At 71.0% G+C, this 24,296-nt stretch carries 21 protein-coding genes; 12 read left to right on the top strand and 9 right to left on the bottom strand.

Annotation, left to right across the window (positions count from 1 at the left end; all coding sequences use genetic code 11):
• Positions 1–69: 69 nt before the first annotated feature.
• Positions 70–1,320 (bottom strand): RNA-guided endonuclease InsQ/TnpB family protein, encoded by a 1,251-nt coding sequence (locus ABT041_RS12155; protein WP_351183274.1) that lies wholly within the window; start codon positions 1,318–1,320, stop codon positions 70–72.
• A 259-nt stretch (positions 1,321–1,579) separates the two neighbouring features.
• Here ABT041_RS12155 and ABT041_RS12150 point away from each other — a divergent pair, with 259 nt between their 5' ends.
• From ABT041_RS12150 to ABT041_RS12125, 6 genes are all read left to right on the top strand, one after another.
• On the top strand, positions 1,580–2,992 hold the full coding sequence (locus ABT041_RS12150; RefSeq protein ID WP_351182954.1) for an amino acid permease: 1,413 nt from the start codon (positions 1,580–1,582) through the stop codon (positions 2,990–2,992).
• A 164-nt stretch (positions 2,993–3,156) separates the two neighbouring features.
• The gene (locus ABT041_RS12145; RefSeq protein WP_351182952.1) at positions 3,157–3,804 is read left to right on the top strand and encodes a superoxide dismutase; all 648 of its coding nucleotides are present in this window, start codon (positions 3,157–3,159) and stop codon (positions 3,802–3,804) included.
• Between the two features lie 293 nt (positions 3,805–4,097).
• Positions 4,098–5,366, top strand: coding sequence for a beta-ketoacyl-[acyl-carrier-protein] synthase family protein (locus ABT041_RS12140; protein ID WP_351182950.1), 1,269 nt, complete (start codon positions 4,098–4,100; stop codon positions 5,364–5,366).
• Complete coding sequence (locus tag ABT041_RS12135; protein WP_351182948.1) at positions 5,363–6,586, top strand: ketosynthase chain-length factor; 1,224 nt, start codon at positions 5,363–5,365, stop codon at positions 6,584–6,586. The genes ABT041_RS12140 and ABT041_RS12135 overlap by 4 nt, the downstream gene beginning before the upstream one ends.
• Before the next feature lie 74 nt (positions 6,587–6,660).
• On the top strand, positions 6,661–6,918 hold the full coding sequence (locus tag ABT041_RS12130) for an acyl carrier protein (protein WP_351182946.1): 258 nt from the start codon (positions 6,661–6,663) through the stop codon (positions 6,916–6,918).
• Positions 6,919–7,028: 110 nt separating this feature from the next.
• Complete coding sequence (locus tag ABT041_RS12125; protein ID WP_351182944.1) at positions 7,029–7,958, top strand: aromatase/cyclase; 930 nt, start codon at positions 7,029–7,031, stop codon at positions 7,956–7,958.
• 138 nt (positions 7,959–8,096) lie between these two features.
• On the opposite strand, the gene ABT041_RS12120 is transcribed toward ABT041_RS12125, so the two are convergent.
• The 4 genes from ABT041_RS12120 to ABT041_RS12105 form a co-directional block, all read right to left on the bottom strand.
• Complete coding sequence (locus tag ABT041_RS12120) at positions 8,097–9,194, bottom strand: DUF6081 family protein (protein WP_351182942.1); 1,098 nt, start codon at positions 9,192–9,194, stop codon at positions 8,097–8,099.
• 37 nt (positions 9,195–9,231) lie between these two features.
• Positions 9,232–10,176, bottom strand: a complete 945-nt coding sequence (locus tag ABT041_RS12115; protein ID WP_351182940.1) for an alpha/beta hydrolase — start codon at positions 10,174–10,176, stop codon at positions 9,232–9,234.
• 157 nt (positions 10,177–10,333) lie between these two features.
• Positions 10,334–11,269 (bottom strand): NADP-dependent oxidoreductase, encoded by a 936-nt coding sequence (locus tag ABT041_RS12110; protein ID WP_351182938.1) that lies wholly within the window; start codon positions 11,267–11,269, stop codon positions 10,334–10,336.
• A 40-nt stretch (positions 11,270–11,309) separates the two neighbouring features.
• Entirely contained in the window at positions 11,310–11,708 is a 399-nt protein-coding gene (locus tag ABT041_RS12105) for a lipocalin-like domain-containing protein (protein WP_351182936.1), read from the bottom strand.
• 262 nt (positions 11,709–11,970) lie between these two features.
• On the opposite strand from ABT041_RS12105, the gene ABT041_RS12100 reads away from it, so the two are divergent.
• Genes ABT041_RS12100 through ABT041_RS12090 form a run of 3 tightly spaced genes read left to right on the top strand, consistent with a single transcriptional unit; the run spans position 11,971 to position 16,591 of the window.
• Complete coding sequence (locus tag ABT041_RS12100) at positions 11,971–13,110, top strand: acyl-CoA dehydrogenase family protein (protein WP_351182932.1); 1,140 nt, start codon at positions 11,971–11,973, stop codon at positions 13,108–13,110.
• Positions 13,111–13,141: 31 nt separating this feature from the next.
• Positions 13,142–14,617 carry a multicopper oxidase family protein gene (locus tag ABT041_RS12095; protein WP_351182930.1) on the top strand — a complete coding sequence of 492 codons (1,476 nt, stop codon included), beginning with the start codon at positions 13,142–13,144 and terminating at the stop codon, positions 14,615–14,617.
• Between the two features lie 48 nt (positions 14,618–14,665).
• Positions 14,666–16,591: a flavin-containing monooxygenase gene (locus tag ABT041_RS12090; protein ID WP_351182928.1), complete on the top strand. Its 1,926-nt coding sequence runs from the start codon at positions 14,666–14,668 to the stop codon at positions 16,589–16,591.
• A gap of 107 nt (positions 16,592–16,698) precedes the next feature.
• Here the strand turns inward: ABT041_RS12090 and ABT041_RS12085 are convergent, their stop codons facing one another.
• The 3 genes from ABT041_RS12085 to ABT041_RS12075 form a co-directional block, all read right to left on the bottom strand.
• Positions 16,699–17,622 carry a DUF6081 family protein gene (locus ABT041_RS12085; RefSeq protein WP_351182926.1) on the bottom strand — a complete coding sequence of 308 codons (924 nt, stop codon included), beginning with the start codon at positions 17,620–17,622 and terminating at the stop codon, positions 16,699–16,701.
• Positions 17,615–18,751: a glycosyltransferase gene (locus ABT041_RS12080; RefSeq protein WP_351182924.1), complete on the bottom strand. Its 1,137-nt coding sequence runs from the start codon at positions 18,749–18,751 to the stop codon at positions 17,615–17,617. Before ABT041_RS12080 ends, ABT041_RS12085 begins: the two co-directional genes overlap by 8 nt.
• Positions 18,752–18,836: 85 nt before the next feature.
• Positions 18,837–20,186, bottom strand: coding sequence for an NDP-hexose 2,3-dehydratase family protein (locus ABT041_RS12075; protein ID WP_351182922.1), 1,350 nt, complete (start codon positions 20,184–20,186; stop codon positions 18,837–18,839).
• A gap of 117 nt (positions 20,187–20,303) precedes the next feature.
• Between ABT041_RS12075 and ABT041_RS12070 the strand changes: the two genes are divergently transcribed.
• Genes ABT041_RS12070 through ABT041_RS12060 form a run of 3 tightly spaced genes read left to right on the top strand, consistent with a single transcriptional unit; the run spans position 20,304 to position 23,325 of the window.
• Positions 20,304–21,371, top strand: coding sequence for a glucose-1-phosphate thymidylyltransferase (locus ABT041_RS12070; RefSeq protein WP_351182920.1), 1,068 nt, complete (start codon positions 20,304–20,306; stop codon positions 21,369–21,371).
• Positions 21,368–22,360 carry a dTDP-glucose 4,6-dehydratase gene (rfbB, locus tag ABT041_RS12065; protein ID WP_351182918.1) on the top strand — a complete coding sequence of 331 codons (993 nt, stop codon included), beginning with the start codon at positions 21,368–21,370 and terminating at the stop codon, positions 22,358–22,360. Before ABT041_RS12070 ends, rfbB begins: the two co-directional genes overlap by 4 nt.
• Complete coding sequence (locus ABT041_RS12060; protein WP_351182916.1) at positions 22,357–23,325, top strand: Gfo/Idh/MocA family protein; 969 nt, start codon at positions 22,357–22,359, stop codon at positions 23,323–23,325. Before rfbB ends, ABT041_RS12060 begins: the two co-directional genes overlap by 4 nt.
• A gap of 80 nt (positions 23,326–23,405) precedes the next feature.
• On the opposite strand, the gene fabG is transcribed toward ABT041_RS12060, so the two are convergent.
• A complete protein-coding gene (gene fabG, locus ABT041_RS12055) occupies positions 23,406–24,191 on the bottom strand; it encodes a 3-oxoacyl-ACP reductase FabG (protein ID WP_351183272.1) in 786 nt (261 codons plus the stop codon).
• Positions 24,192–24,296: the final 105 nt, after the last annotated feature.

Raw genomic sequence — 24,296 nt, 5'->3', positions numbered from 1 at the left:
GCCCCCACATGCACGACTCCCTCGCCTCCGAACCGGATCCCCTCTCCCACTGCCTGAAGCAGCGTCATGTCAACTGCCCGCCACCGAAGCAACAGGCTTGCAGGACACGACATCAGTGGCGGTGATGTCGCGCTCGCGTCCAGCCGCACCCCGTTGGCGAGGTACGGCAGGGGCCGCTGACCGGGCCCCGCGTCGCCACAACTCCAGACCTCTGGCCCGGACGTTGCGGGAGCCGTTCCGATCCGCGTGATCAACGAATCCGCAGGATCGGCATGCGAACCGCGCTTGAGATACGCGGTTCGCCTTGTCCACGTACCCGCACTCCGCGCAGGTGCGGGAGGTGTACGCCGGATCGACGTACACCACCGGCACTCCTACCCGGCGGGCCTTGTACGCGATGAACTCCCCGAGCTGAGCGAAGGCCCAGGAGTGAAGGGCGGCCCGTTGGGGCTTCCTCAGCCGTACCCGCTCGCGGATGCCCGTCAGGTCCTCCAGGGCAATTCCGCGACCGGTGCGTTCAGCCTCGGCCACCACATGCTTCGCGATCTTGTGATTGACATCCTTCGCCCGCCGCGCCTCCTTGCGGCGCCGCTTCTTCAACCGACGGCGGGCGGACGGTGTGTTCTTCGCCTGCAGCTTCCGCCGGAGGCCGCGCTCGCGAACCCGAAGTCGATTCAGTTGACGTCCGGCCATGACCTTGCCGTCGGAGGTGGTCGCAATGTTCACGATCCCCAGATCGACACCGAGGAAGTCGACCGGATCCTCGTTCGGCTCGGCTTCCGGAACCTCGCAGGTGGAGTTCAGGAACCACGCGCCGTCCCGGTACACCAGATCCGACTCGCCACGCCGATGCAAGGCCAGGGTCGCGAGCTGGTCCGGGGAACCGGTGAACGCCACCCCCTTGAGTCGCCCCCGCACGGTCCAGATCGACACGGTGCCCTGCTCGATCCGCCAGGACAACATCCGGTCGTCAAACGGCTGTCCGCTGGCAGCCCGAAAGACGAGCGGCTTGCCGGTCGCGCGCCGGTATCGCCCTGAGCCCGGTCGGCCATACCGCCCCGCCCGCGCATTCGCCCTCAGGGACGCGTAAGCGTCACAGGTCTTCTTGATCACATGCTGCGCCGCCTGCGCACCGAGCCCCCACTGCCCCTTGACCTGCTCGTACGTGAGCTTGCGCAGACCAAGGTTCCGGTACACGCCGCACTCGAACGCAACCCCGCTCACCCACGTCGCCGCCTCGTTACAGGCATGCAGAGTCGCCTCAAGAGCCTCCGCCTCGACAGGCGCCGGTAGCAGCTTTACCCGAACCACCAGCTTCACGACGATCACGCTAGCCAGCTCGCCGCACAAAGGGCCTAACTCCGCACAATTACGTCAGATCCAGTGACAGCTGGTTCAATTGTTCGCGTCTCCGCATGTCGGCGACCTCTACACCGACGACCACAGTGCAGCAATCAGCAACGAGCCTTCACTTTGTGTGAAGATCGTGCCCGTATAGCGGACATCTGTTCCCTCTGAACGGGGTGCCCGCCCAGACTGTGGACTCCTCCCCGTCTCAGCTAGTGAACAGGGCTCGCCCATGTCTCGGACCACCGCGCCCGCGCCGGCCGACCGCAAGGACGGCGCGACCGCACCTGCCGAGGGCCTCTCGCACGGCCTCAAGCAGCGCCATCTCTCGATGATCGCCCTCGGCGGGGTCATCGGCGCCGGGCTCTTCGTCGGCTCCGGTGCCGGCATCGCCGCCGCCGGGCCCTCGATCGTGATCGCCTACGCGATCTCGGGTGTCCTCGTGATGCTCGTGATGCGGATGCTCGGCGAGATGTCGGCCGCGAACCCGGCCTCCGGCTCCTTCTCCGTCCACGCCGAGCGCGCCTTCGGCTCCTGGGCGGGCTTCACCTCGGGCTGGGCCTTCTGGTTCCTGCTCTGCGTCGCCGTCGGCCTGGAAGGCATCGGCGCCGCGAAGATCATGACCGGCTGGTTCCCCGGCAGCCCCGAGTGGGCCTGGGTCGCGCTCTTCATGCTGGTCTTCTGCGTCAGCAACCTGGCGGCGGTGAAGAACTTCGGCGAGTTCGAGTTCTGGTTCGCCGCGCTGAAGGTCGGCGCGATCGTCCTCTTCCTCGGCATCGGCGTCCTCGCGATCGTCGGCGTCCTGCCCGGCACGGACTCCCCCGGCACCGCGAACCTCAGCGGCGACGGCGGCTTCTTCCCGCACGGCTCCGAGGGCCTGATCGTGGGCCTGCTGGCCTCCGTCTTCGCGTACGGCGGACTGGAGACGGTCACCATCGCGGCGGCCGAGTCGGAGCACCCGGTGCAGGGCGTCGCCAAGGCCGTCCGTACGGCGATGTGGCGGATCGCGCTCTTCTACATCGGCTCCATGGCGGTCATCGTCACCCTCGTCCCGTGGGACGACAAGGCGGTCGTCGAGAAGGGCCCGTACGTCGCCGCCCTCGACCACCTGGGCATCCCGGCGGCCGGCCAGATCATGAACGTGGTCGTCCTCGTCGCCCTGCTCTCCGCGATGAACGCCAACATCTACGGCGCCTCCCGGATGGCCGGCTCGCTGGTCGCCCGCGAGCAGGGCCCGAAGGCGCTCGGCAAGCTGTACGACGGCGTCCCGCGCCCGGCGGTGCTGGTCTCCTGCGTCGTCGGCTTCGGGTGTGTGCTGCTGAGCTACTGGTCGCCGGACAAGGCCTTCATCTGGCTGCTCAACACCATCGGCGCGATCATCCTGGTCGTCTGGTTCTTCATCGCGGCCGCGCAGCTGGTGCTGCGCCGCCGCACCGAACGCGAGGCGCCGGAGAAGCTGGTCGTGCGCATGTGGGCGTTCCCGGTGCTGACCTGGGTGGCGCTGGCCGGCATGGCGGCGATCTTCTTCCTGATGGCCCGCGAGGAGGGCACCCGCGTGCAGCTGTACTCGACCGGTGCCCTGACGCTGGTGCTCGCCGTCATCGGCCTCATCCGCCAGAAGACGGCGGCGGGCCGGGCTTCCTGACGCTTCCCCCGCTCGTACGAGACCCCCGGACCGCCGCTCGGTCCGGGGGTCTCGTCATGCCCGGGCGCGCGCCCCGGGGCGAAGGGCTGATCAACTTCCCCCGCAGCTGCTGCTAGCCTGCACTTGCACATAGCTTGCAATAAGCCGTCGAAGGGCTCGGGCACATGGCGATCTACACACTTCCGGAGCTGCCGTACGACTACGCGGCGCTGGAGCCGGTGATCAATCCGCAGATCATCGAGCTGCACCACGACAAGCACCACGCGGCCTACGTCAAGGGCGCGAACGACACCCTGGAGCAGCTGGAAGAGGCGCGCGAGAAGGACCAGTGGGGGGCGGTCAACGGCCTGGAGAAGAACCTCGCGTTCCACCTCTCCGGCCACATCCTGCACTCCATCTACTGGAACAACATGGCGAGCCCGAAGGGCGGCGAGGGCGGCGGCGAGCCGCTGGCCGCCGACGGCGTCGGTGAGCTCGCGGACGCGCTCACCGAGTCCTTCGGCTCCTTCGCGAAGTTCAAGGCCCAGCTGACCAAGGCCTCCGCAACCACCCAGGGCTCCGGCTGGGGCGTCCTCGCGTACGAGCCGGTCAGCGGCCGGCTGATCGTCGAGCAGGTCTACGACCACCAGGGCAACGTCGGGCAGGGCTCCGTCCCGATCCTGGTCTTCGACGCCTGGGAGCACGCCTTCTACCTGCAGTACAAGAACCAGAAGGTCGACTTCATCGAGGCCATGTGGCAGGTCGTCAACTGGCAGGACGTCCACCGGCGCTACCTGGCGGCGAAGGCCTCGGTGCCGCTGATCTCCTTCTGATCTCCGTTCGCACCACCGGCTCCTGCCCGTGATCGTCTTCTCACCTTTCACCGGGCAGGCGGATGAGAGAAGAACCCCCGCGACGACATGGGTCGCGGGGGTTCTTCCTTTGCCCCCGCACCCCCGCTCCGTGCGCTCCCCACCCGATTTCGAGCCTTCCTCGAGGCCGAGCGCGGAGGGTGGTCCACGCCAGTGTTTCTGATACGGCGAGAGGCAGGGACTGGGATGTTCGGTACGGACGGAGGCCAAATCATGGGGCCCCGCCGAGCTTGCGTGGACTGCGAGGTCGCGCGATGAGCCGGCGCGTGGTGATCACCGGGATCGGCGTGCGCGCCCCGGGAGGTGTCGGCACCGCACAGTTCTGGGACCTGCTGTCGTCCGGGCGCACGGCCACCCGGGACATCTCCTTCTTCGACGCCTCGAAGTTCCGGTCCCGGATCGCCGGTGAGGTCGACTTCGACGCCGAGGCCGAGGGCCTCAACCCCCGGGAGATCCAGCGGATGGACCGGGCCACACAGTTCGCGGTGGCCTGCACGCGCGAGGCCGTCACCGACAGCGGCCTGGACCTCGGGCGGCTCGACCCCCACCGCATCGGGGTCAGCCTGGGCAGCGCGGTCGCGTCCGCGACCAGCCTGGAGAACGAGTACCTGATGATGTCGGACGCGGGCCGCAAGTGGCAGGTCGGCACCGACTACCTGTCGCCGCACATGTTCGACTACCTCAGCCCGGGCGTCATGCCCGCCGAGGTCGCCTGGACCGTCGGCGCGGAGGGCCCGGTGACGATGGTGTCCGACGGCTGCACCTCCGGACTCGACTCGCTCGGCTATGCGGTCCAGCTGATCCGCGAGGGCACGGTGGACACGGTCATCACCGGCGCCACCGACACCCCGATCTCCCCCATCGTCGTGGCCTGCTTCGACGCCATCAAGGCCACCACCCCGCGCAACGACGACCCCGCGCACGCCTCCCGTCCCTTCGACGGCTCGCGCAACGGCTTCGTCCTCGCCGAGGGAGCGGCCATGTTCGTCCTGGAGGAGTACACCGCGGCGAAGCGGCGCGGCGCGCACATCTACGCCGAGATCAGCGGCTACGCCACGCGCTGCAACGCGTACCACATGACCGGCCTGAAGAAGGACGGCCGCGAGCTGGCCGAGGCGATCCGGAACGCCCTGGACGAGTCCCGGCTCGACCCCACGGGCATCCACTACATCAACGCGCACGGCTCCGGCACCAAGCAGAACGACCGGCACGAGACCGCGGCCTTCAAGCGGAGCCTGGGGGAGCACGCGTACAACGTCCCCATCAGCTCCATCAAGTCGATGGTCGGACACTCGCTCGGTGCCATCGGCTCCATCGAGATCGCCGCCTGCGCGCTGGCCCTGAAGCACAACGTGGTGCCCCCCACGGCCAATCTGCACACAGCGGACCCCGAATGCGATCTGGACTACGTCCCGATCACCGCCCGCGAGCACAAGATGGACGCCATCCTGTCCGTCGGCAGCGGCTTCGGCGGCTTCCAGAGCGCCATGGTGCTCCGCCGCCCCGAGGCGGTGGCCGCATGAGCGCCCGCACCGTGATCACCGGCATCGGCGTCGCGGCCCCCAACGGACTGGGGCTCGACCGCTACTGGAAGGCCGTCCTCGGCGGCACGACCGGCATCGGTCCCGTCACCCGTTTCGACGCCACCGACTACCCGTCCAAACTGGCCGGCCAGATCGACGACTTCACCGCCTCCGAGCACCTGCCCGGACGGCTGCTCCCGCAGACCGACGTCTCGACCCGCCTCGGCCTGGCCGCGGCGGACTGGGCGATCGCCGACGCCGGGATCAACGCCGAGGAGGTCGCCGACTACAGCATGGGCGTGGTGACCTCCAACGCCCAGGGCGGTTTCGACTTCACGCACCGCGAGTTCAACAAGCTCTGGAGCAAGGGGCCCGAATTCGTCAGCGTCTACGAGTCCTTCGCCTGGTTCTACGCGGTCAACACCGGTCAGATCTCCATCCGCAACAAGATGCGCGGCCCGAGCGCGGCGCTCGTCGGCGAGCAGGCGGGCGGGCTCGACGCCATCGGCCACGCGCGCCGCACCGTGCAGCGCGGCACCCGTCTCGTGGTGAGCGGCGGCGTCGACTCGGCGCTCGACCCGTGGGGGTACGCCTCCCAGCTGGCGAGCCGGCGCGTCACCAGCTCCGCCGACCCCGAGCGCGCGTATCTGCCCTTCGACGTCCACGCCTCCGGCTACGTGCCCGGCGAGGGCGGGGCGATCCTCGTGGTCGAGGACGAGGCCTCCGCCCTCGAGCGGGGAGCACCGCGCATCCACGGCGAGATCGCGGGGTACGCCTCGACGTTCGACCCGCGCTCCGACTCCGACCGCCCGCCGGGTCTGCGGCGCGCGGCCGAGCTGGCCATCGCAGACGCCGGGCTGGCCCCGGAGGACATAGACGTGGTGTTCGCCGACGGGGCCGGCGTGCTCGACCTCGACCGGATCGAGGCCGAGGCCATCAGCGGTGTCTTCGGGCCGCGGGACGTACCGGTCACCGCGCCCAAGGCGCTGATCGGGCGCCTCTACGCGGGCGGTGGTCCGGTGGACGTGGTGACCGCCGTCATGGCGATCCGGGACGGGGTCGTCCCCGCCACCGGGGGCACCAGCCGCGTCCCGGACGAGTACGGCATCGACCTGGTCACCGGCGAACCGCGCGCGCTCGCCGTGCGGCACGCGCTGGTCCTCGCCCGCGGACGCTGGGGCTTCAACTCCGCCGTCGTCGTCAGCGCTCCCCGGGGCTGACCCTCCCGCACATCCGCCGGCACCGCGCCGGCCGTCGCACCGACTTTCTTCACCGACCAAGGAGACGACCACTCATGGCAGCACTGCAGCTCGACGATCTGAAGCGGATCCTGGTGGCCTGCGCCGGCGAGGGCGAGGACATCGACCTCAGCGGGGACATCCTCGACACCACCTTCGAGGACCTCGGCTACGACTCGCTCGCCCTCATGGAGAGCGCCGCCAGGATCGCGCAGGAGTACGGCGTCGACGTGCCGGACGACGCCCTCGCCGACGTCGAGACGCCCCGCGCGCTCCTCGACCTCGTCAACGGAACGGTCCCGGCCGCCGGCTGACCGCCCGGACTTCCCCCCTTTCCCCCCCACACGGTGCCCGCACCCGCTCTCGCGGTGCGGGCACCGCCACGATCCCGTCGCACCACCCGGAGAGCAGGAGAACCGCTTCCATGAGCACACCCCAGGTCCACCGCACCGAGCACAGCCGCCAGGTGTCCGCGTCGCCGCAGACCGTCTACCGGCTGCTGTCCGACGTGACGCTGTGGCCGGCGGTCTTCGGTCCCAGCGTCCACGTCCAGCACCTGGAGCGCGGGGAGCGCGAGGAGCGCTTCTCCCTCTGGGCGACGGTCAACGGCTCCGTCGCGAACTGGACCTCGCGCCGCACCCTGGACCCCGAGGGGCTGCGCATCACGTTCCGCCAGGAGCACAGCCGTCCTCCGATCGCCTCGATGGCCGGGGAGTGGATCCTGCGGGCGCTGCCCGGCGACCGGACCGAGGTGGTCCTGCTCCACGACTTCTCCGTCGTCGACTCCGACCCGGAGGCCGTGGCGTGGGTGGTCGAGGCGCTGGACCGCAACAGCCCCGAGGAGCTGGCCGCGCTGGCCCGGATCGCCGAGCTGGGTCACCCCGTCGACGACGTCGTGTTCTCGTTCGTCGACACGCTCCCCCTCAAGGTCCCGGTGGCCGACGCGTACGACTTCGTGAACCGGGCGGACCTGTGGGCCGAGCGGCTTCCGCACGTGTCCCGGGTGCGGATGACCGAGGACACCCCCGGCATCCAGGAACTCGAGATGGACACGGTCACCGCGGACGGCTCGGCGCACACCACCCGTTCGGTGCGGGTGTGCCGGGCTCCGGAGTGGATCGCGTACAAGCAGCTGATGACGCCGCGGCTGCTCACCGGGCACAGCGGTCTGTGGACCTTCTCCGAGGGGCCGGAGGGTCCGGTGGCCACCGCCCGCCACACCGTGGCGATCGACCCGGCCGCGGTGACCGAGGTCCTGGGCGCCGACGCCACGCTGGCGGACGCCCGCGCGTACGTCCGCGAGGCCCTGGGCCGCAACAGCATGACCACCATGTCGCACGCGGCGTCCGCCTAGGGCTGTCCGGCGGATCGGGTCGGACAGGCCCTGGCTGCCCCGAGAGCACACGAATGCCCGGCCGCGGATCGCGGCCGGGCATTCGTCGTCTTCCCGGAGGGCGGGCGCTCCTGCGCGAGGGAGGGCGCCCGCCGGGGTTCAGGAGGCCGGGACGCTGGAGACGATCATGCGTCGCATGTCGATGCTCGCCCCCTGGCCGAAGAGCCGGCTCGGCTCCGCGCTCGTGTCGTCGTGGAAGGTCTGCGGGGCGGGAGCGCCGGTGCTCGGCCGGAAGTAGCGGTTCTGCGCGGGCGAGAGCCGGACCAGCGCGCTGTCGTCCGCGGCGCCGGGCTGCGCGCCGTCGAGGATGGAGAACAGGCCCATGCCGCAGCTCAGCTGACGCGGCCTCACGTCGACCTCCTGGCCGCCGTGGTCGAGCATCAGGTTCTCGCGGGTGTTCAGGCGGTGTCCGATGCGGTCGACCTTGAAGACCTCCTTGCCGTCGAGGAGCCAGCGCACCACACCGGCCGACCGGTCGTAGGAGATCTTGAAGCGGTGGAAGTCGCCCGGAGCCCGGTCGGCGACCGGGATCGCGTAGGTGAAGGCGGCGTAGTCGCCGAGTCGGGCGCGGTTGTCGGTGACCCGCTCGTAGAAGGCGTAGACCCGCTTGTTGCTGACGAAGAAGTCGAAGATCACCGACGTCTCGGGGTCGAGGACGGGCATGCCCGCGGAGGCCAGCCGGAGATCGTCGTCGGGGTCCTGCACCGCGGCGCCGAAGGGGTGGGCCGAGGTGCCGTACGTGCGTCCCGCCATCGTCGTCTCGCAGGAGAGCACCCGGCCCGGTTCCGCGTCGAAGCCCTGGTAGCCGGCGGAGGACTGGTGGTTGGTGAACGCGAGCCACTTCACGTGGTCCAGGCCGCCGGGCAGCCCGCCCGCGGGCGACTCCTGCGGCACGGTGTGTGTGAAGGCGGGCTCCCCGGTGAGCGGGTTGGTACCGCCCGCCACCAGCCGCAGGCCCTTGGCCGAGGTGCGGGTGACGCCGTCGTTCGTGATGAACGAACCGGCCTGCGGGAAGGACCAGCGCTGCGGCTTCCCCTCGGGATTGAAGCCGTCGCGGAAGTCGTCCCAGACGATCCGGTACGGCTTCTTCGCGGCCGGCGCGGAGTCGGTCGCGGCGGCGGTGCCCGCGGCGGGCAGGACCATCGCGCACAGGGCCGTGAGGAGCGGGAGGGCGGCCTTTCGGGGCCAGATCTTCATAGGAATACCCTTGTCACTGAGCGGACGACGCCCTGGTTCAGGCGCCGAGGCCTCTGCGCAGCGCGGCGGTCTGGTCGGCGGTCATCCTGCGCACCACCTCCGTGTCCGCGAACGACAGACAGCCGTGGAACGTGCCCGGATAGTGGATGAGTTCGGTGGGCACTCCGGCCTGGATGAGCCGGTGGGCATAGAGGATGTTCTCGTCCCGGAGCGGATCGAACTCGCACGCGCTGATGAACGCGGGCGGCAGCCCGGCCAGGTCCTCGGCGCGGGCCGGCGCGGCGTACGGCGAGACGGGATCGTCCGGGTGGCGCGTGGCGCCCAGGTAGTGGCGCCAGCTGTGGCGGGCGCTGTCGCGGTCCCACTTCGGGGTGTCGGTGAACTCCCGTGCGGACCGGGTCTCCAGCCGGTCGTCGAGCTCCGGGTGGACCAGGCACTGGAAGCGCAGCGCCGGTCCTCCGCGGTCGCGGGCCAGCAGGGCGACGGCTGCGGCGAGGCCGCCTCCGGCGCTCTCTCCGCCGATCCCGATCCGATCGGGGTCGACGCCGAGCTCCGCGTGGTGCTCGGCGGTCCACTCCAGGGCCGCGTAGCAGTCGTCGAGCGGGGCCGGGAAGGGGTGTTCGGGAGCGTTGCGGTAGCCGACCGACACGACGACGGCGCCCACCTGCTCCGCCAGGCGGGTCGCCGTGGCGTGGATGGAGTCGAGGTGCCCGAAGACGAATCCTCCCCATCGGAGGTAGACGAGCGCGGGCAGGCGGTCCGCGGACCCGGCCGGCCGGTAGACGCGGACCGGGACCTGCGGGGCGCCCCGCCGGCCGGGCACGAGGAGCTCGCGCACGTCGACGGGAGCGGTGGGCCGGTACGGGGGTTGCCGGCCCACCGCGGCTTCGAGGAAGGCCCGCGCGGCGGCGAGGTCTCCGTAGTCGAGCCTGGGCAGCTTCGCCGCCCAGGGGGCGAGTTCCGGATCGAACGCGTAGGTCACGGGGCCTTGCCTTCCAGGAGAGACGCGGTACGAGGGGGTCGGGGGCCGGTCCATCGGCCCCCGGACGGTTCCCGCCCCCAGGGCGTGTCGGAAAGTCCCGCCCGGCTCGCGGCGTGCCCTGCCCTCCGGGCAGACGGCGCTACTTTCCGGACACGTCCTAGAAGGTGACGACGACCTTGCCGCGGGTGTGCTTGCCGGCCACGAAGTCGACGTAGGCCTGGCCGGCCTGCTCGGCCGGGTAGGTGGCGCTGACCTCGACCGCGAGCTCGCCCGCAGCGACCTGGCCGACGATGCCCTCGAGGAGGCCGATGCCGCCCTCGACGCCGACGTGGACGGGGGTGATGGAACGCTCCAGGGTCTCCGGGACCCCGATGGAGGAGACGAGCCGGCCGCCGTCCTTGACCGCCTTCGCCGTCGCCTCGACGGCCGGGCCGCCGTTGACCAGGTCGATCGCCACGTCGACGCCGCCGGGCTGCAGCCGGCGGGCCTCCTCGATCGTGTCGACGCTGGTGTAGTCGATGGCGTGCCGGGCACCGAGGCCCAGGACGTAGTCGCGGTCCGCGCCCTGCGCGGTGGCGAGCACCTCGGCGCCCGCGCGGGCGGCCAGCTGGACGAGGAACGAACCGATGCCGCCGGTGGCGCCGACGACCAGGACGGTCTGGCCCGGCTTGAGCTCGGCGGCCGCGAGGAGCGCCGAGGCGGTCATCGAGGTCACGGGGAGCGCGGCCGCGCGGACGGCGTCCAGGTTCTCCGGGCGGTGCACCAGGCCCGGTCCCTCGGCCACGATGGTGTACTCGGCGACGGTGCCGGTGGTGTCGTGGGTGAAGGCGATGACCTCGTCGCCCACGGCGAAGCCGGTGACGCCCTCACCGACGGCGGTGACGACGCCGGCGGCGTCCATGCCCGGCACGAAGGGGTGCTCGACGGGGAGGACCGCCTTGAGGCGGCCGGTGATGAGGATGACGTCGAGCGGGTTGAGCGCCGCGGCGTGGACCTTCACCTGGACCTGGCCGGGGCCGGGTGCGGGGATGGGGAGTTCGGCGATTTCGAGCGCGTCGACGGGGGCGTACGACGTGGATACGAGGGCCTTCATGAGTGTGTTTCCTCCACTGCGTGATGCTGGGTCTTCGGCTTCAGGCCGGGTGGACGCGCTGCCACGTGAGGACACGGGGCTGTGTTCGGCCGGCCAGGACTGCCGTTCCCCGCAGCGTGAGCAGATCACCCTCCAATTCCCAGTCGCGGACGAGTTCCGTCCCGACCTGGAAGGCGTGGGCGCTGACGCTCACGGCGTGCCGCACCTGTCCGGCGTCGAGGCGCCATGTGCCCGCGTACCCCATGAAGTGCGTGGTGCCGGCCGGAGCGGTCCGGTGGTCCCCCCGCATCATGGAGACCGACATGTGACCCCCGGCCTGGTAGATCAACAGTCCTGTGGGGCTGGGGCCGAGCGGGCCCTCGGTGGGCTTCCCCGACTCGTCGAGGTCCACGTACGAGACGAGTCGCCAGACTCCGACGACCGGTTCCTCTGCTGACACTCCGCACCTTGTCTCTCGTGTGCCGGTGTGACGGCCGCAACCGCGACCACGGACTGCAGATGTCATCCCAGGTTTACGGAGTGACGGTGGAGGATCGGTCGAGTCCCGCTCGAGTTCTCCTCGATTCCCGGTCGCGTCCTCCTCGGATCCGGCTCCCGCCGGTGCGGGTGCGGGCTCCAGCGGAGTTTGAGCCGCTTTCCACCACTCCGTTCGAAAGTCTGCGCGTACACCATCCGGCCATCGGTTCGAGGAGTGCCCAAGCATGCTGGACCACGCGCAGCCTCACAACGGACTCGCTTCGGCAGCAGCCGACATCGCGGCGATCGTCGCCGATCGTGCCGCCTCGGCCGAGGCGGCGCGCAGGCTCGACCCCGACGTCGTCAAGGCCGTCGTCTCGGCCGGCTTCGCCCGTCACTTCGTGCCCACGCAACACGGCGGCAGGGCGGGGACGTTCGTGGAGCTCTCGGCCGCCGTCGCCCAGATCGGCGAGGCCTGTCCGGCCACCGCCTGGTCGGCCTCGCTCTTCGCCAACCTGGCGCGGATGGCGGCCTTCCTGCCGGCCGAGGGCTTCGCCGAGATCTGGGCCGACGGCCCCGACGCCGTCGTCGTCGGATCGCTGATCCCCACCGGCAAGGCCGAGGCGGCCTCGGGCGGTTGGCGGCTCTCCGGCACGTGGCCCTATGTCAGTGCCGTCGACCACGCGGACTGGGTGCTGCTCTGCGGCATGGTGCCGACCGAGCGTGCACCGCAGCCGACCATGTTCGCGGTGCCCCGGTCGGCGTGCGAGATCGTCCACGACTGGTCGAGCATCGGCATGCAGGCCACGGGCAGCAACACCGTGATCGTCCGGGACGTCTTCGTGCCCGCCGCCCGCTCCTTCGAACGCGGCGACCTGTTCACCGGCCGGGCCGTGGACTCCACCGCCCCCTGCCACTCGGTCCCGCTCCAGGCCGCGAACGGGCTCTCGTTCGTCACGCCCGCCCTGGGCGCGGCCCGCGGGGCGCTCGCCTCCTGGACGGCGTACGTCTCCGAGAAGGTGCGGGTGGGCCGCCAGCCGGGACGCCCGATCGTCAGCCCCACCCCGTACGAGCTGGTCCTCGCCGAGTCCTCCACCGAGATCGACGCCGCCGGAATGCTGGTGGAGCGCGCCTCGGCCGTCGCGGACCGGGGCGCGGCCGTCACCAAGCAGGAGACGGCGCGCAATCTGCGGGACTGCGCCGTCGTGGTCCGCCGGCTGACGGACTCCGTGGACCGGCTCTTCCGCTCCGCGGGCACCACCGGCCAGTCCACGGCCAGCCCGATGCAGCGCTACTGGCGTGATGTCAACGCCGCCTCGACCCACGTGGCCCTCCAGCTGGAGCCCGCCGCGAGCACCTACGCCGACCACCACCTCAGGGGCTGATCCTCCCCGGGGGGACACGGAGGAGAGAACCATGACTTCCACCCGACGCGAGATCCTCGCGCTGATGGCCGCCGCGGGCGGCTCGCTGGCCGTGACGGGAGCGCTGTACGCCCGCGGGCTCGGCGACGACGGGCAGTCGCCCGTCGCGCTCCAGCCCGCACCGGCAGCCGAGACGGTCACGCAACTGGCGCCGATCGCTGCCAAGTTCGCGGCCGCCATGCCCATACCGGCGACCCTCAGACCGACCAGCACCACGTCGACCACCGACTACTACACCCTGCCGGTCGTGCCGGCATCGGTGGAGATCCTGCCGGGCGTGCTGACGTCGGTGCTCACCTACGGAGGGTCCTTCCCCGGCCCCACGATCCGGGCCAGGGCGGGCCGGCGCACGGTCGTCAAGCAGCTCAACTCGCTGACCTCCGGCACCTCCATGCACCTGCACGGCGCGGTGGTCGACGAGGCGAACGACGGCGGCCCGATGGACCTGGTGCAGCCCGGCGCGAGCCGCAACTACACCTATCTCAACCCGCAGGCCGCCTCGACGCTCTGGTACCACGACCACGCGCACCACGTGGAGGCGGAGCACGTCTACCGCGGCATGTCGGGGCTCTACCTGATCACCGACGACAACGAGGCCGCGCTGCCCCTGCCGAAGGGCCAGTACGACGTCCCGATCATGGTCCGCGACATCGGCCTCAACCCGGACGGCTCACTCTTCTTCGACCACCAGTTCGATACGCGTCCGCAGATCCTCGTGAACGGCAAGCCCCAGCCGTACTTCCAGGTCGCCGCGCGGAAGTACCGGCTGCGCGTCCTCAACGCGTCCAATCTCCGGCCCTTCGAGTTCCGCCTCTCCTCCGGCCACGAGTTCACCCAGATCGCCTCCGACCGGGGCCTCCTCGCCGAGCCGTTCGTGACGACCAGCCTGCCCCTCTCCCCCGGTGAGCGCGGGGACATCATCGTCGACTTCTCCCGCTATCCGGTGGGCACGTCGATCGTCCTGGAGAACACCCTGTTCCCCCAGGACTCGACGAAGGAGATCATGCGCTTCGACGTGGTGCGCACCGCGTACGACGCCAGCTCCGTACCGGCACGGCTGGCCACGCTGCCGGCGCCGCTGAGCCCCACCGTGACCCGCACCTTCGAGCTCGACATGGACGAGACGACCGGCACGGGCCGCATCAACGGCCTGTCGTACGACGAGAACCGCGCCGACACCACCGTCCGCTGGGGCGACACGGAGGTGTGGGAGATCAAGAACCTGGACTTCATCCCGCACAACTTCCACATCCACCTGGTCGACTTCCGCGTCCTCGACATCAACGGAGTCGCACCCAGGGCCGGGGAGGCCGGACTCAAGGACACCGTGCGCGTCATGCCCAACGAGACCGTGCGCATCCTCGTGACCTTCAACTTCCCCTACGCCGGCCGCTACTACTACCACTGCCACCTCATCGACCACTCCTCGATGGGCATGATGGCCAACCTGGACATCGTCCGCAGCTGAGACGGCCGCAGTTGATCCGCACAGAACAGCCGATACGGAGGCGCCGCGATGCCGTTCCACACCGCAGTCCGTCCCATCACCGTCGATGACGCGACCCTCGCGGCGCATCTGGAACACGCGGACACGGCCGCGCTGCTGATGACGGTGGCCCATCTCACCGGGGACCTGTCCCCGCTCGACTCCTGGTCCGACCCGCAGGGCTGGCTCTCGCTCCCGCAGGCGCAGACCGAGGAGCAGGCACGGGCGGTCCGCGCGCTCGCGCTGCGGGCCCTCGCGCGCCACCGTGACGGCGGCTCCGTGCCGCCGCCGCCCCCGGACCCCGAGACGCTGCGCCGCATCACCACGTGGGCGATGGGCCGGGACACGGACGGGATGCTGCCCCTCCTCGCGGAGGAGATCCTGCCGCCGGACGCCGACCCGAGGGCGCCGCGGTGGACCGCGGACGAGTTCACGCCCGGCCCCGGGGTGCGCGTGGCGATCATCGGGGCCGGGATGAGCGGACTCCTCGCCGCCCACCGGCTCTCCCAGGCGGGCGTCCCCTTCGTCGTCTACGAGAAGAACGACGACGTCGGCGGGACCTGGCACGAGAACCGCTACCCCGGCTGCCGGGTGGACGTGCCCAGCCACCTCTACAGCTACTCCTTCGCCACCCGCGCCGACTGGCCGGACCACTTCTGCACGCAGCCCGAACTCCAGGAGTACTTCCGCGAGTTCGCCAAGGAGAACGGTCTGTACGAACACATCCGGTTCGGTACGGAGGTGCGGGAGGCCCGCTGGGACGAGGAGGGCGCAAGCTGGGCGCTGACCCTGCGCGCGACCGACGGCGGCACGGCCACCACGGAGGCCGAGGTGCTGATCAGCGCCGTCGGGCAGCTCAACCGCCCCCTCGTGCCGGACCTGCCCGGTCGCGACGACTTCACGGGGCCGGCCTTCCACTCCGCGCGGTGGGACCACTCGGTGGATCTGCGCGGCAAGCGGGTCGCCGTCATCGGGACGGGGGCGAGTGCCTTCCAGTTCATACCCGAGCTGGCCGGTACCGCCGCGGAGCTCGTCGTCTTCCAGCGCACGCCTCCGTGGCTGCGGCCCACCCCGCACTACCACGCGCCCATGGCCGAGGGCGGTCGCTGGCTGCTGGAGCACGTGCCGTACTACGCGGCCTGGTACCGCTTCTGGCTCTTCGCGCCCGGACTCCACGGGGTCCTGGAGAACTGGATCGTGGATCCGGACTACCCGCCCACCGAGCGCGCGGTGTCCGCCGGGAACGAGCGGGTGCGGGCCGTTCTGGCCGCGCACATCGAGCAGCAGCTCGCCGACGCTCCCGAACTGCTGCCGAAGGTCATGCCCCGCTACCCGGTGGGGGCCAAGCGCGTGCTGCGCGACAACGGCTCCTGGATCCGCACGCTCCGGCGGGACGACGTCCGGCTGGTCGACGAACGGATCGACCGGATCACCCCGACCGGGGTGGTCACCGCCGACGGGACCGCGCACGAGGTCGACGTCATCGTCTACGGCACCGGCTTCGAGGCCTCACGGTTCCTCGCCCCGATGCGGGTCACCGGCCGTGACGGCGCCGACCTGCACGAGGCGTGGGGCGGCAGCGCCCGCGCCTACCTCGGGCTGACCGTCCCGGGCTTCCCGAACCTGTTCTGCCTGTACGGTCCGAACACCAACCTGTCCGGGCAGGGCGGCAGCATCTTCTACTTCTCCGAGTGCGGGATGTCCTACGTCCTGGACGCGCTGCGGCTGCTCCTGGCCGGCGGTCACCGCTCGCTCGACCTGCGCGAGGACGTCTTCCACGCGTTCAACGAGCGCCTCGACGAGGCCAACCGGGCACGCGCCTGGGGCTGGTCGTCGGTGAGCAACTGGGTGATGGACCGGGCAGCCGGACGCACCGCCCAGAACTGGCCCTTCACGGCCCAGGAGTACTGGGAGCAGACCCGCAGGGTCCGCCCCGCCGAGTACGAGCTGTCCTGAGCCGCCGCCCGGGTCCGGATCCCTCACCCTCACCCCGGACCCACCACGAACAGGGCCCCTTCCACCGGAAGGGGCCCTGTTCGTGCGCGGTGACGGCGAGGCCGTCGTCAGTGCGCGGTCACCTCGAAGGAGCGGGCCGCCAGGCGCACGCCCTGGCCCCACGGCCCGAGCGGTCCGGGCCGGGCGTCGGACACCAGGGCGGGCCCGCCGTCGGTGCCGGCGGCGCCCGGCAGGGTGAACACGGCCATGCCGCAGAGCAGCTGCCGCGGCGACAGCTCGCTCTCCGGGGCGCCCTCGTCGATCAGCCTGCCCCGGTCCAGCGGACCGTGGCCGCCGAGCCGGTCGACGACGAGGACCTCACGGCCGTCGACGCTCCAGCGGGCGGTTCCCTCCGCGCGGTCGTAGGTGATCGCGAGGCGGTGGAACTGACCCGGTACGCGGTCGGCCACGGGGACCGCCCGGCAGAACCCGTTCTTCTTCCCGGGCTCGGAGAAGCGCTCGTACAGGGCGAAGACGCGGGTGTCGGTGAGGCTGAGGTTGAAGACCAGGCGGGTCTCCACATCGGCCGCGATCAGCGCGCCGGCCCCGAGCCGGAGGTCGGCGCGGGGATCGGTCACGGCGTCCCCGTAGGGATGGCCGGCCATGCCGAAGGCCTCCGTGGCGAGCTCCGCCTCGACGGTGAGCGCCTCGTCGGGTGCGACGTCGTAGCCGGGCAGGCCGGACTCCGCGAAGCGGCGCGGGATGGCCCGCCACAGCATGTGGTCCTCGCCGGCACCGGGCATCGGCCCGTAGCCGAAGCACGGTTCGCCCGTGGTGGGATGGACGGCGACCGGGTCGACCACGACGCCCCCGCCGAGGACGGCGCGCGGCACGCCGTCCCCCTGGTCCAGGGCACCCGCCGGCTTCAGCAACCAGGGGGCGTCCACGCCGGAGGCGTTCAGGCCTCCGGCGAAGCGGTCCCGGAACAGGGTCCGCCGGGCGTCCTGCCGTGGTCGGACGGTGAGCTTCTCCGTCGTCATCGGCTCAGCCACGCACGAGCTTCTCGATGAGGCCGACGACGTCGTCCGGGGACGGCAGCGCGGCGATCTCCGCGGCGATGTCCTCGGACCGCCGCTTGTACGAGGGTTCGGTGAGCAGCTCCTGGCAGGCGCCGACGATGGCCTCGGGGGTGTCCTCGCCCTCGACGAACATCTTCGCCGCGCCGTACTCCACCAGCGTCTGCGTCATGCCGACCTGCTTGGGCATGGCGGGCACGACCAGCTGCGGGATGCCGGCGGTCATCGCGGAGAGCATGGTGTTGCCGCCGGCCCGGTGCACCAGCAGATCGCTGGAGCGCACCAGGGTGTCGACGGGGAGCCAGCCCGCACGCGAGCCCTCGGGCAGCGGACCGAGCTCCCCCGCGACCTCGTCGGGAACGGCGATCAGCATCTCGTAGCCCAGGGGGGTGACCTTCTCCACGAGGGACCGCAGGGCCTCGAGCTCGTAGTCCTTCGTGACGCGGCTGCCCGCGGAGACGATGACCCGCGGCACGGCCGGCTTGGTGTACATCCAGGGCTGGAGCGGCTGGTGCGTGTTGTACGGCACGTACCGCATGGACTGGGAGGGTGCGGTGCGGTCGGCGGGGCGCACGCTCGGCGGGCAGATGTCGATGAACATCTCCTCGCCGGGGATGCCGTCCAGGCCGAGGCGCTCCAGCTCGGGGGCCAGTTCGGCGGCCGCCCCGAGGTCGATGTTCTCCGGCTCGCCCATGTTCAGCGCCTGGCGCACGAAGGGGATGCCGTAGTGCTTGGCGACCATCGGGGCGGCGTAGGAGAGCGAACCGCCGATGATGAGCTGCGGCTTCCAGTTCTCGATGAACTCCATGAGGGCGGCCAGGCTGGCCGCGGCCAGCCGGCCCATGCCGCGGCCGTTGAACAGGTTCCACTCGTCCGGGTCTTCGGGCTCGACGAGCGGGACCCCGGCACGGTCCTTGTACATGAACTGGGGCATCGTGCCGGAGGTGAGCGAGACGCCGGGCAGTCCGGCGCTCGCGACGGTGGGCAGGGTGTTCTCGGTGACGCCCACCACGACCTCGTGGCCTGCGTTGCGTGCGGCTGTGGCGAGCGGGATCAGCGGGAAGACCGCGCCTCGGCTGCCACCGGAGATGACGAAGATTCTCATGACCCGGACGCTAGGAGGCGGGAGTGGAAGCTCCCTAGAGGCGTACTCGACAGGGGCCGCCGGGAGGCTCGGGAGCCGGGCCCGCTCAGCTGCCGGGACGCGGGCCGAGCCTGGGGTTGAGGCAGGCGACCAGCGTTCTGGCCTGCACGTTCAGGTAGTTGCTGTGCTGGAGCAGGGCGCGGGCCTGGTGGAGCGAGACCCAGCAGTACTCGGGGGGCAGGTCGTCGGGGAAGTCCTCGCCGGCGGCCACCACCAGGTTGCGGGTGAGCGCGTGGTGGAAGCGGCCGCCCTCCTCGGAGTGGACGGTGTCGTAGAGCACGTCTGCGGCCGGGGCGGCGAGCAGCCGGTCGAGGAGCGGGGGGCGGTCCTCGGTGCGGGCCCCCGGCGCGTGGTCGGGGGTGCACTGGACGCTGGGCGCGTACTCGGCCACGTTGAGGGTGCCGGCCTCCACGCGGGCGTGCAGCAGCAGGTGCGGCACCCCGTCGACGTGCCGCACGAAGAGGCCGGAGAGACCGGGCCGGGGTGCGAGGAGGGGCTGCGACCAGCTGCCGACCTCGCGCCGCTCGGCCTGTACGTCGACGCCGATGACCTCGAAGAACCTGCCGTCCGGCCGGGCGATGCCGTCGTCGGTGAGCTGCCATCCGGCGTCGAGGGCCTCGTTCAGCGGGACCCGCGTCTGGACCAGGTGGTGGCGGGCGCGGGTGTCGGTGAGACGACGCAGCACCTCCCGGAGCGGATGGAGGGCGGCGGCCGGGGCCTCCTCGTCCTCGTACGGCATCGAGGCGAGCACCGTGCGCGAGTCCATGTTGATGATGTTGTCGTGCAGCAGAAGCTCGCCGATGACGTCGAGCGGGAGCCAGCGGAACCCGTCGTGCTCCGGCACGTCCTCGTCGATCTCCACGATCATGTTGCGGTTGCGCTTGTGCAGGAACCACCAGCCCTGCTCGGACTGGAGGGTGTCGGAGAGCACGGTGCCGCGGCGGTCGCCGATGAAGTACTCCACGTACGGCACGCTGCGGCCCCGGTGGACGCCCGTGTAGTTGCTCCGGGTGGCCTGCACCGTGGGCGACATCTGCAGGGTGTTGATGTTGCCGGGCTCCATCTTGGCCTGCATCAGGCAGTGGAGCACGCCGTCGATCCGCCGGACGAGGATGCCGAGGAGGCCGATCTCCGGCTGCACGATGACGGGCTGGGTCCACTCCCGTTCCCGCCCGGTCTCCATGCCGACCCGCAGTCCGGTGATCGTGAAGAACCGCCCGGACGCGTGGACGAGGTCCCCGGTCCGCTCGTGGAGCCGCCAGCCGGCGAGGTCGCCGAGGCCGACGCGCTCCACGTGGTAGTGATGGAGACGACTGTGCTCGTCGAACCATTCGTAGAATGCGTCGAGTTCAGCTTCCTGCGACCGCTGCCGGGCCGAGTTCTGCGCCAATGCCATGCCCCGCACGATGCGACGGGCCACTCAAGGCGTACTCGAGGGCCGCACGTGCGCCGGCGCCGACGCCCCGAGCCGGTGTCCACCAGGATTTGAGCCGGAGTCTCCAGTCTGCTCGGCATGAAGGCACTGGTACTGTCCGGAGGGACGGGGTCGCGATTGCGCCCCTTCACTTATTCGACGGCCAAACAGCTGCTCCCCGTGGCCAACAAACCGGTTCTGACTCACTGTCTGGAGAACATCCGCGACATCGGCGTGACCGAGGTGGGGATCATCGTCGGTGACCACGTCGACCAGATCTCCGCGGTCGTGGGCGACGGCTCGGCGCTGGGCCTGCGGGTCACCTACATCCGCCAGGACGCACCGCTCGGCCTGGCCCATTGCATCGCCGTCGCGGCCGACTTCCTCGAGGACGACGACTTCGTCATGTACCTGGGGGACAACGTGCTCGCCGACGGCATCTCCGAGGCGGCCGAGCGTTTCCGGCTGGAGCGCGCCGACGCCCGCATCCTGGTGTCCCGGGTCGAGGACCCGAGGGCGTACGGGGTGGCGGAGGTGGGTCCGGAGGGGCGGGTGCTCCGGCTGGTGGAGAAACCCCGGGAACCCGCGAGCGACCTGGCCGTCATCGGTGTCTACTTCTTCACCGCGGCAGTCCACCAGGCGGTCGCGGCCATCCGGCCCAGCGCACGGGGCGAGCTCGAGGTCACCGACGCGATCCAGCATCTCGTGCGGCACGGCAGCGGAGGCGTGTTCGCCGACGAGTACAAGGGGTACTGGAAGGACACCGGGAAACCGGAGGACCTCCTGGAGTGCAACAGCATCCTGCTGAGCAGGCAGTCGCGGGACATCCGCGGCACCGTCGACGAGCACTCCACGGTGGAGGGCGCCGTCGTGGTCGAGGAGGGCGCGCGGATCCTGCGCTCGCGGATCACCGGGCCCGTCGTCATCGGCGCCGACAGCGTCATCTCCGACAGCACCGTCGGCCCCGACGTCTCCGTGGGCCGCGGCTGCGTCCTCGAGAATACGTCCGTCTCCAGCTCCATCCTGCTGGAAGGCGGTGCCGTGCGGGGGCTTCCCGCCCTGCACGGCTCCATCATCGGACGATGGTCCGAGATCGGCGCCTCCCCGGACTGCGGGGCGCGTCGGCTGATCATCGGTGACAACGCTCTTGCCGAGGTGCCCGCGTGAAACTGCTCGTGACCGGCGGAGCCGGCTTCATCGGATCGACCTACGTCCGCCACCTGCTGGCCGGCGAGTATCCCGGCTACGAGGACGCCGAGATCACCGTCCTCGACAAGCTGACGTACGCGGGCAGCCTCGACAACCTGCCCGTGGACCACCCCCGGCTCTTCTTCGTCCGCGGCGACGTGTGCGACCAGGATCTGCTCAGGCTGCTGCTGCCCGGGCACGACGCCGTGGTGCACTTCGCCGCCGAGAGCCATGTCGACCGCTCCCTGCAGGACGGCTCCGCCTTCGTGCGCACCAACGTCGGCGGCACCCAGCACCTCCTGGAGGCGTGCCTCGCGACCGGCGTGGGGACCGTCGTCCACGTCTCCACCGACGAGGTGTACGGGTCGATCGAGACCGGTTCCTGGGACGAGCAGGAACCGCTGCTGCCCAACTCCCCGTACGCCGCCTCCAAGGCGGGCAGCGACCTCGTCGCCCGCGCCTACTGGCGCGCACACGGCCTCGACGTCCGCATCACCCGCTGCTCCAACAACTACGGGCCGCGGCAGCACCCCGAGAAGTTCCTGCCCCGGTTCATCACCCAGCTGCTCAGCGGGGAGTCCGTCCCCCTGTACGGCGACGGGCGCAACTCGCGCGAGTGGCTGCACGTCGACGACCACTGCCGGGCGATCCACGCCGTGCTGACCCGCGGGTCCGCCGGCGAGATCTACAACATCGGCGGCGGCAGCGACCTCACCAACCGCGAGGTCACCGGCCGGCTCCTGGAGCTGTGCGGGGCGGACTGGAGCATGGTCCGGCACGTCGAGGACCGCAAGGGCCACGACCTGCGCTACTCGGTGGACGACACCAAGATCCGTGAGCAGCTCGGCTACCGGCCGCGGTGGACCTTCGAGGAAGGACTGCCGGCGCTCGTCGACTGGTACCGGGACAACCCCCGGTTCTGGCGGCCGCAGGGCGAACTCGACCTGACGCAGGAGGGCGCGGCGTGACCGAGCCCCTGCGCTGGGGCGTGCTCGGGTGTGCGGACATCGCCGTGCGCAGGGTGCTGCCCACGGCGGCGCGCCTCCCGGAGTTCGCCCTGACCGCGGTGGCCAGCCGGGACGCGGCCAAGGCCGAGGCGACGGCTGCCCGTTTCGGCGGGCGGCCGGTGTCCGGCTACGACCGGCTGCTCGAACGCGAGGACGTGGACGCCGTCTACGTACCCCTGCCGACGGGGATGCACGCCGAGTGGATCGCCCGGGCGCTGCGGGCGGGCAAGCACGTCTTCGCCGAGAAGCCGCTGACCCACGACGTCGGGAGGACCCGGGAGCTCGTCGGGCTCGCGGAGGGCCTCGGCCTCGTGCTGCGCGAGAACTTCATGTTCCTCCACCACGGGCAGCAGCGTCGGGTGCGGCAGCTGGTCCGGGACGGCGCGGTCGGTGAGCCGCGGCTGTTCTCCGCGGCGTTCGCCGTACCGCCGCGCGATCCGTCCGACATCCGGTACGACGCACGGCTGGGTGGCGGAGCGCTGCTGGACGTCGGGGCCTACCCGGTGCGGGCGGCGCTGTACTTCCTCGGCGACGGGCTGCGCGTGGCGGGTGCCCGGCTGCGTCACGACCCGGCGTACGGGGTGGACGTGGCGGGCAGCGCGCTCCTGGCCGCACCCGGCGGGGCGACCGCCCAGCTCGCCTTCGGCTTCGAGCACCACTACACCTCGCGCTACGAGATCCTCGGCAGCGAGGGCAGGATCACCGTCGAGCCGGCCTTCACGCCGCTGCCGGACCACGAGCCGGTGATCCGCTGGGAGCGTCGTGGCGGCGTCGAGCTCATCCGGCTGAGCCCGGACGACCAGTGCGCGAACGCGCTGCGGGCCTTCGCCGACGCGGTGCGCCGGAAGGATCCGGCCCCGGACCCCGGGCTGCTCGAGCAGGCCCGTCTGCTCGACCTGGTGCGCGGGGCCGCCGCCGGGGTGTGAACCGCTTGTCACCATGCCGGAGGGCCGGCGGCGCCGTGGCGCCGCCGGCCCTCCGGCGTCCGTGTCCTCGGGTCAGCGGCTCAGTAGTTGCCGAGGCCGCCACAGACGTTGAGCGCCTGCGCGGTGACCGCGCCCGCGTCGTCCCCGACCAGGTACTCGACCATGGCGGCGACCTCGCGGACCTCCACGTAGCGGCCCAGCGGGACGCGGGTGGTGATCCGGTCGTGGGTCTCCTGCTCGCTCACGTTCCAGATGGCCGCGTAGTGCTCCCGCACCCGCTCCGCCATCGGGGTCTCGACGAAGCCGGGGCACACCGCGTTGACGGTGATGCCGGTGCGCGCGAGCTCCAGGCCGAGGGCCTTGGAGAAGCCCACCACGCCGTGCTTGGAGGCCGAGTAGGGGGCGGCGTGCACGACGCCCTGCTTGCCGCCGGTCGAGGCGATGTTGATGATCCGGCCGCGCTCCTTGGCGAGCATTCCGCCGGTGGTGAGCACTTCCTTGGTCATGAGGAAGACGCTGTTGAGGTTGGTGTTGATGACGTCGAGCCAGAGCTCGTCCGGAATCTCGGCGGTGGCGCCGCCGCCGCTGCGGCCGGCGTTGTTCACCAGGATGTCCACGCCGCCGTGGCGCTCGACCGCGGCCCGCACGAACTGCTTGATCTGCTCGTGGTCCGACACGTCGCAGACGCTTCCGTCGACGTCGAGCCCCTGGCCCTGGAGGTCCTTCAGGGTCTCCGTCAGGCGCTCCTCGTCACGGGCGCAGATGTAGACGCTCGCGCCGAGTCCGGCGAGCCGCTTCGTGATCTCAAGACCGATTCCGCTGGTCGCCCCGGTCACCAGGGCGACGGGCTTGGCCGCCTTCGCCATGTGCTCTCCCGCTTTTCGCATGCCGATGATTCCGACCGAGCGTGGCCACCGCGACTCGAACGCGGGTGGAAGCCGTCTGGAGCTGTTCCGCTCCAGCCGTGTTCG

The sequence above is a fragment of the Streptomyces sp. NPDC002825 genome (genome assembly GCF_040295385.1).
Taxonomy (GTDB): domain Bacteria; phylum Actinomycetota; class Actinomycetes; order Streptomycetales; family Streptomycetaceae; genus Streptomyces.
Note: the sequence above shows the minus strand (reverse complement) of the source record. Positions and strands in the feature narration are given on the sequence as shown.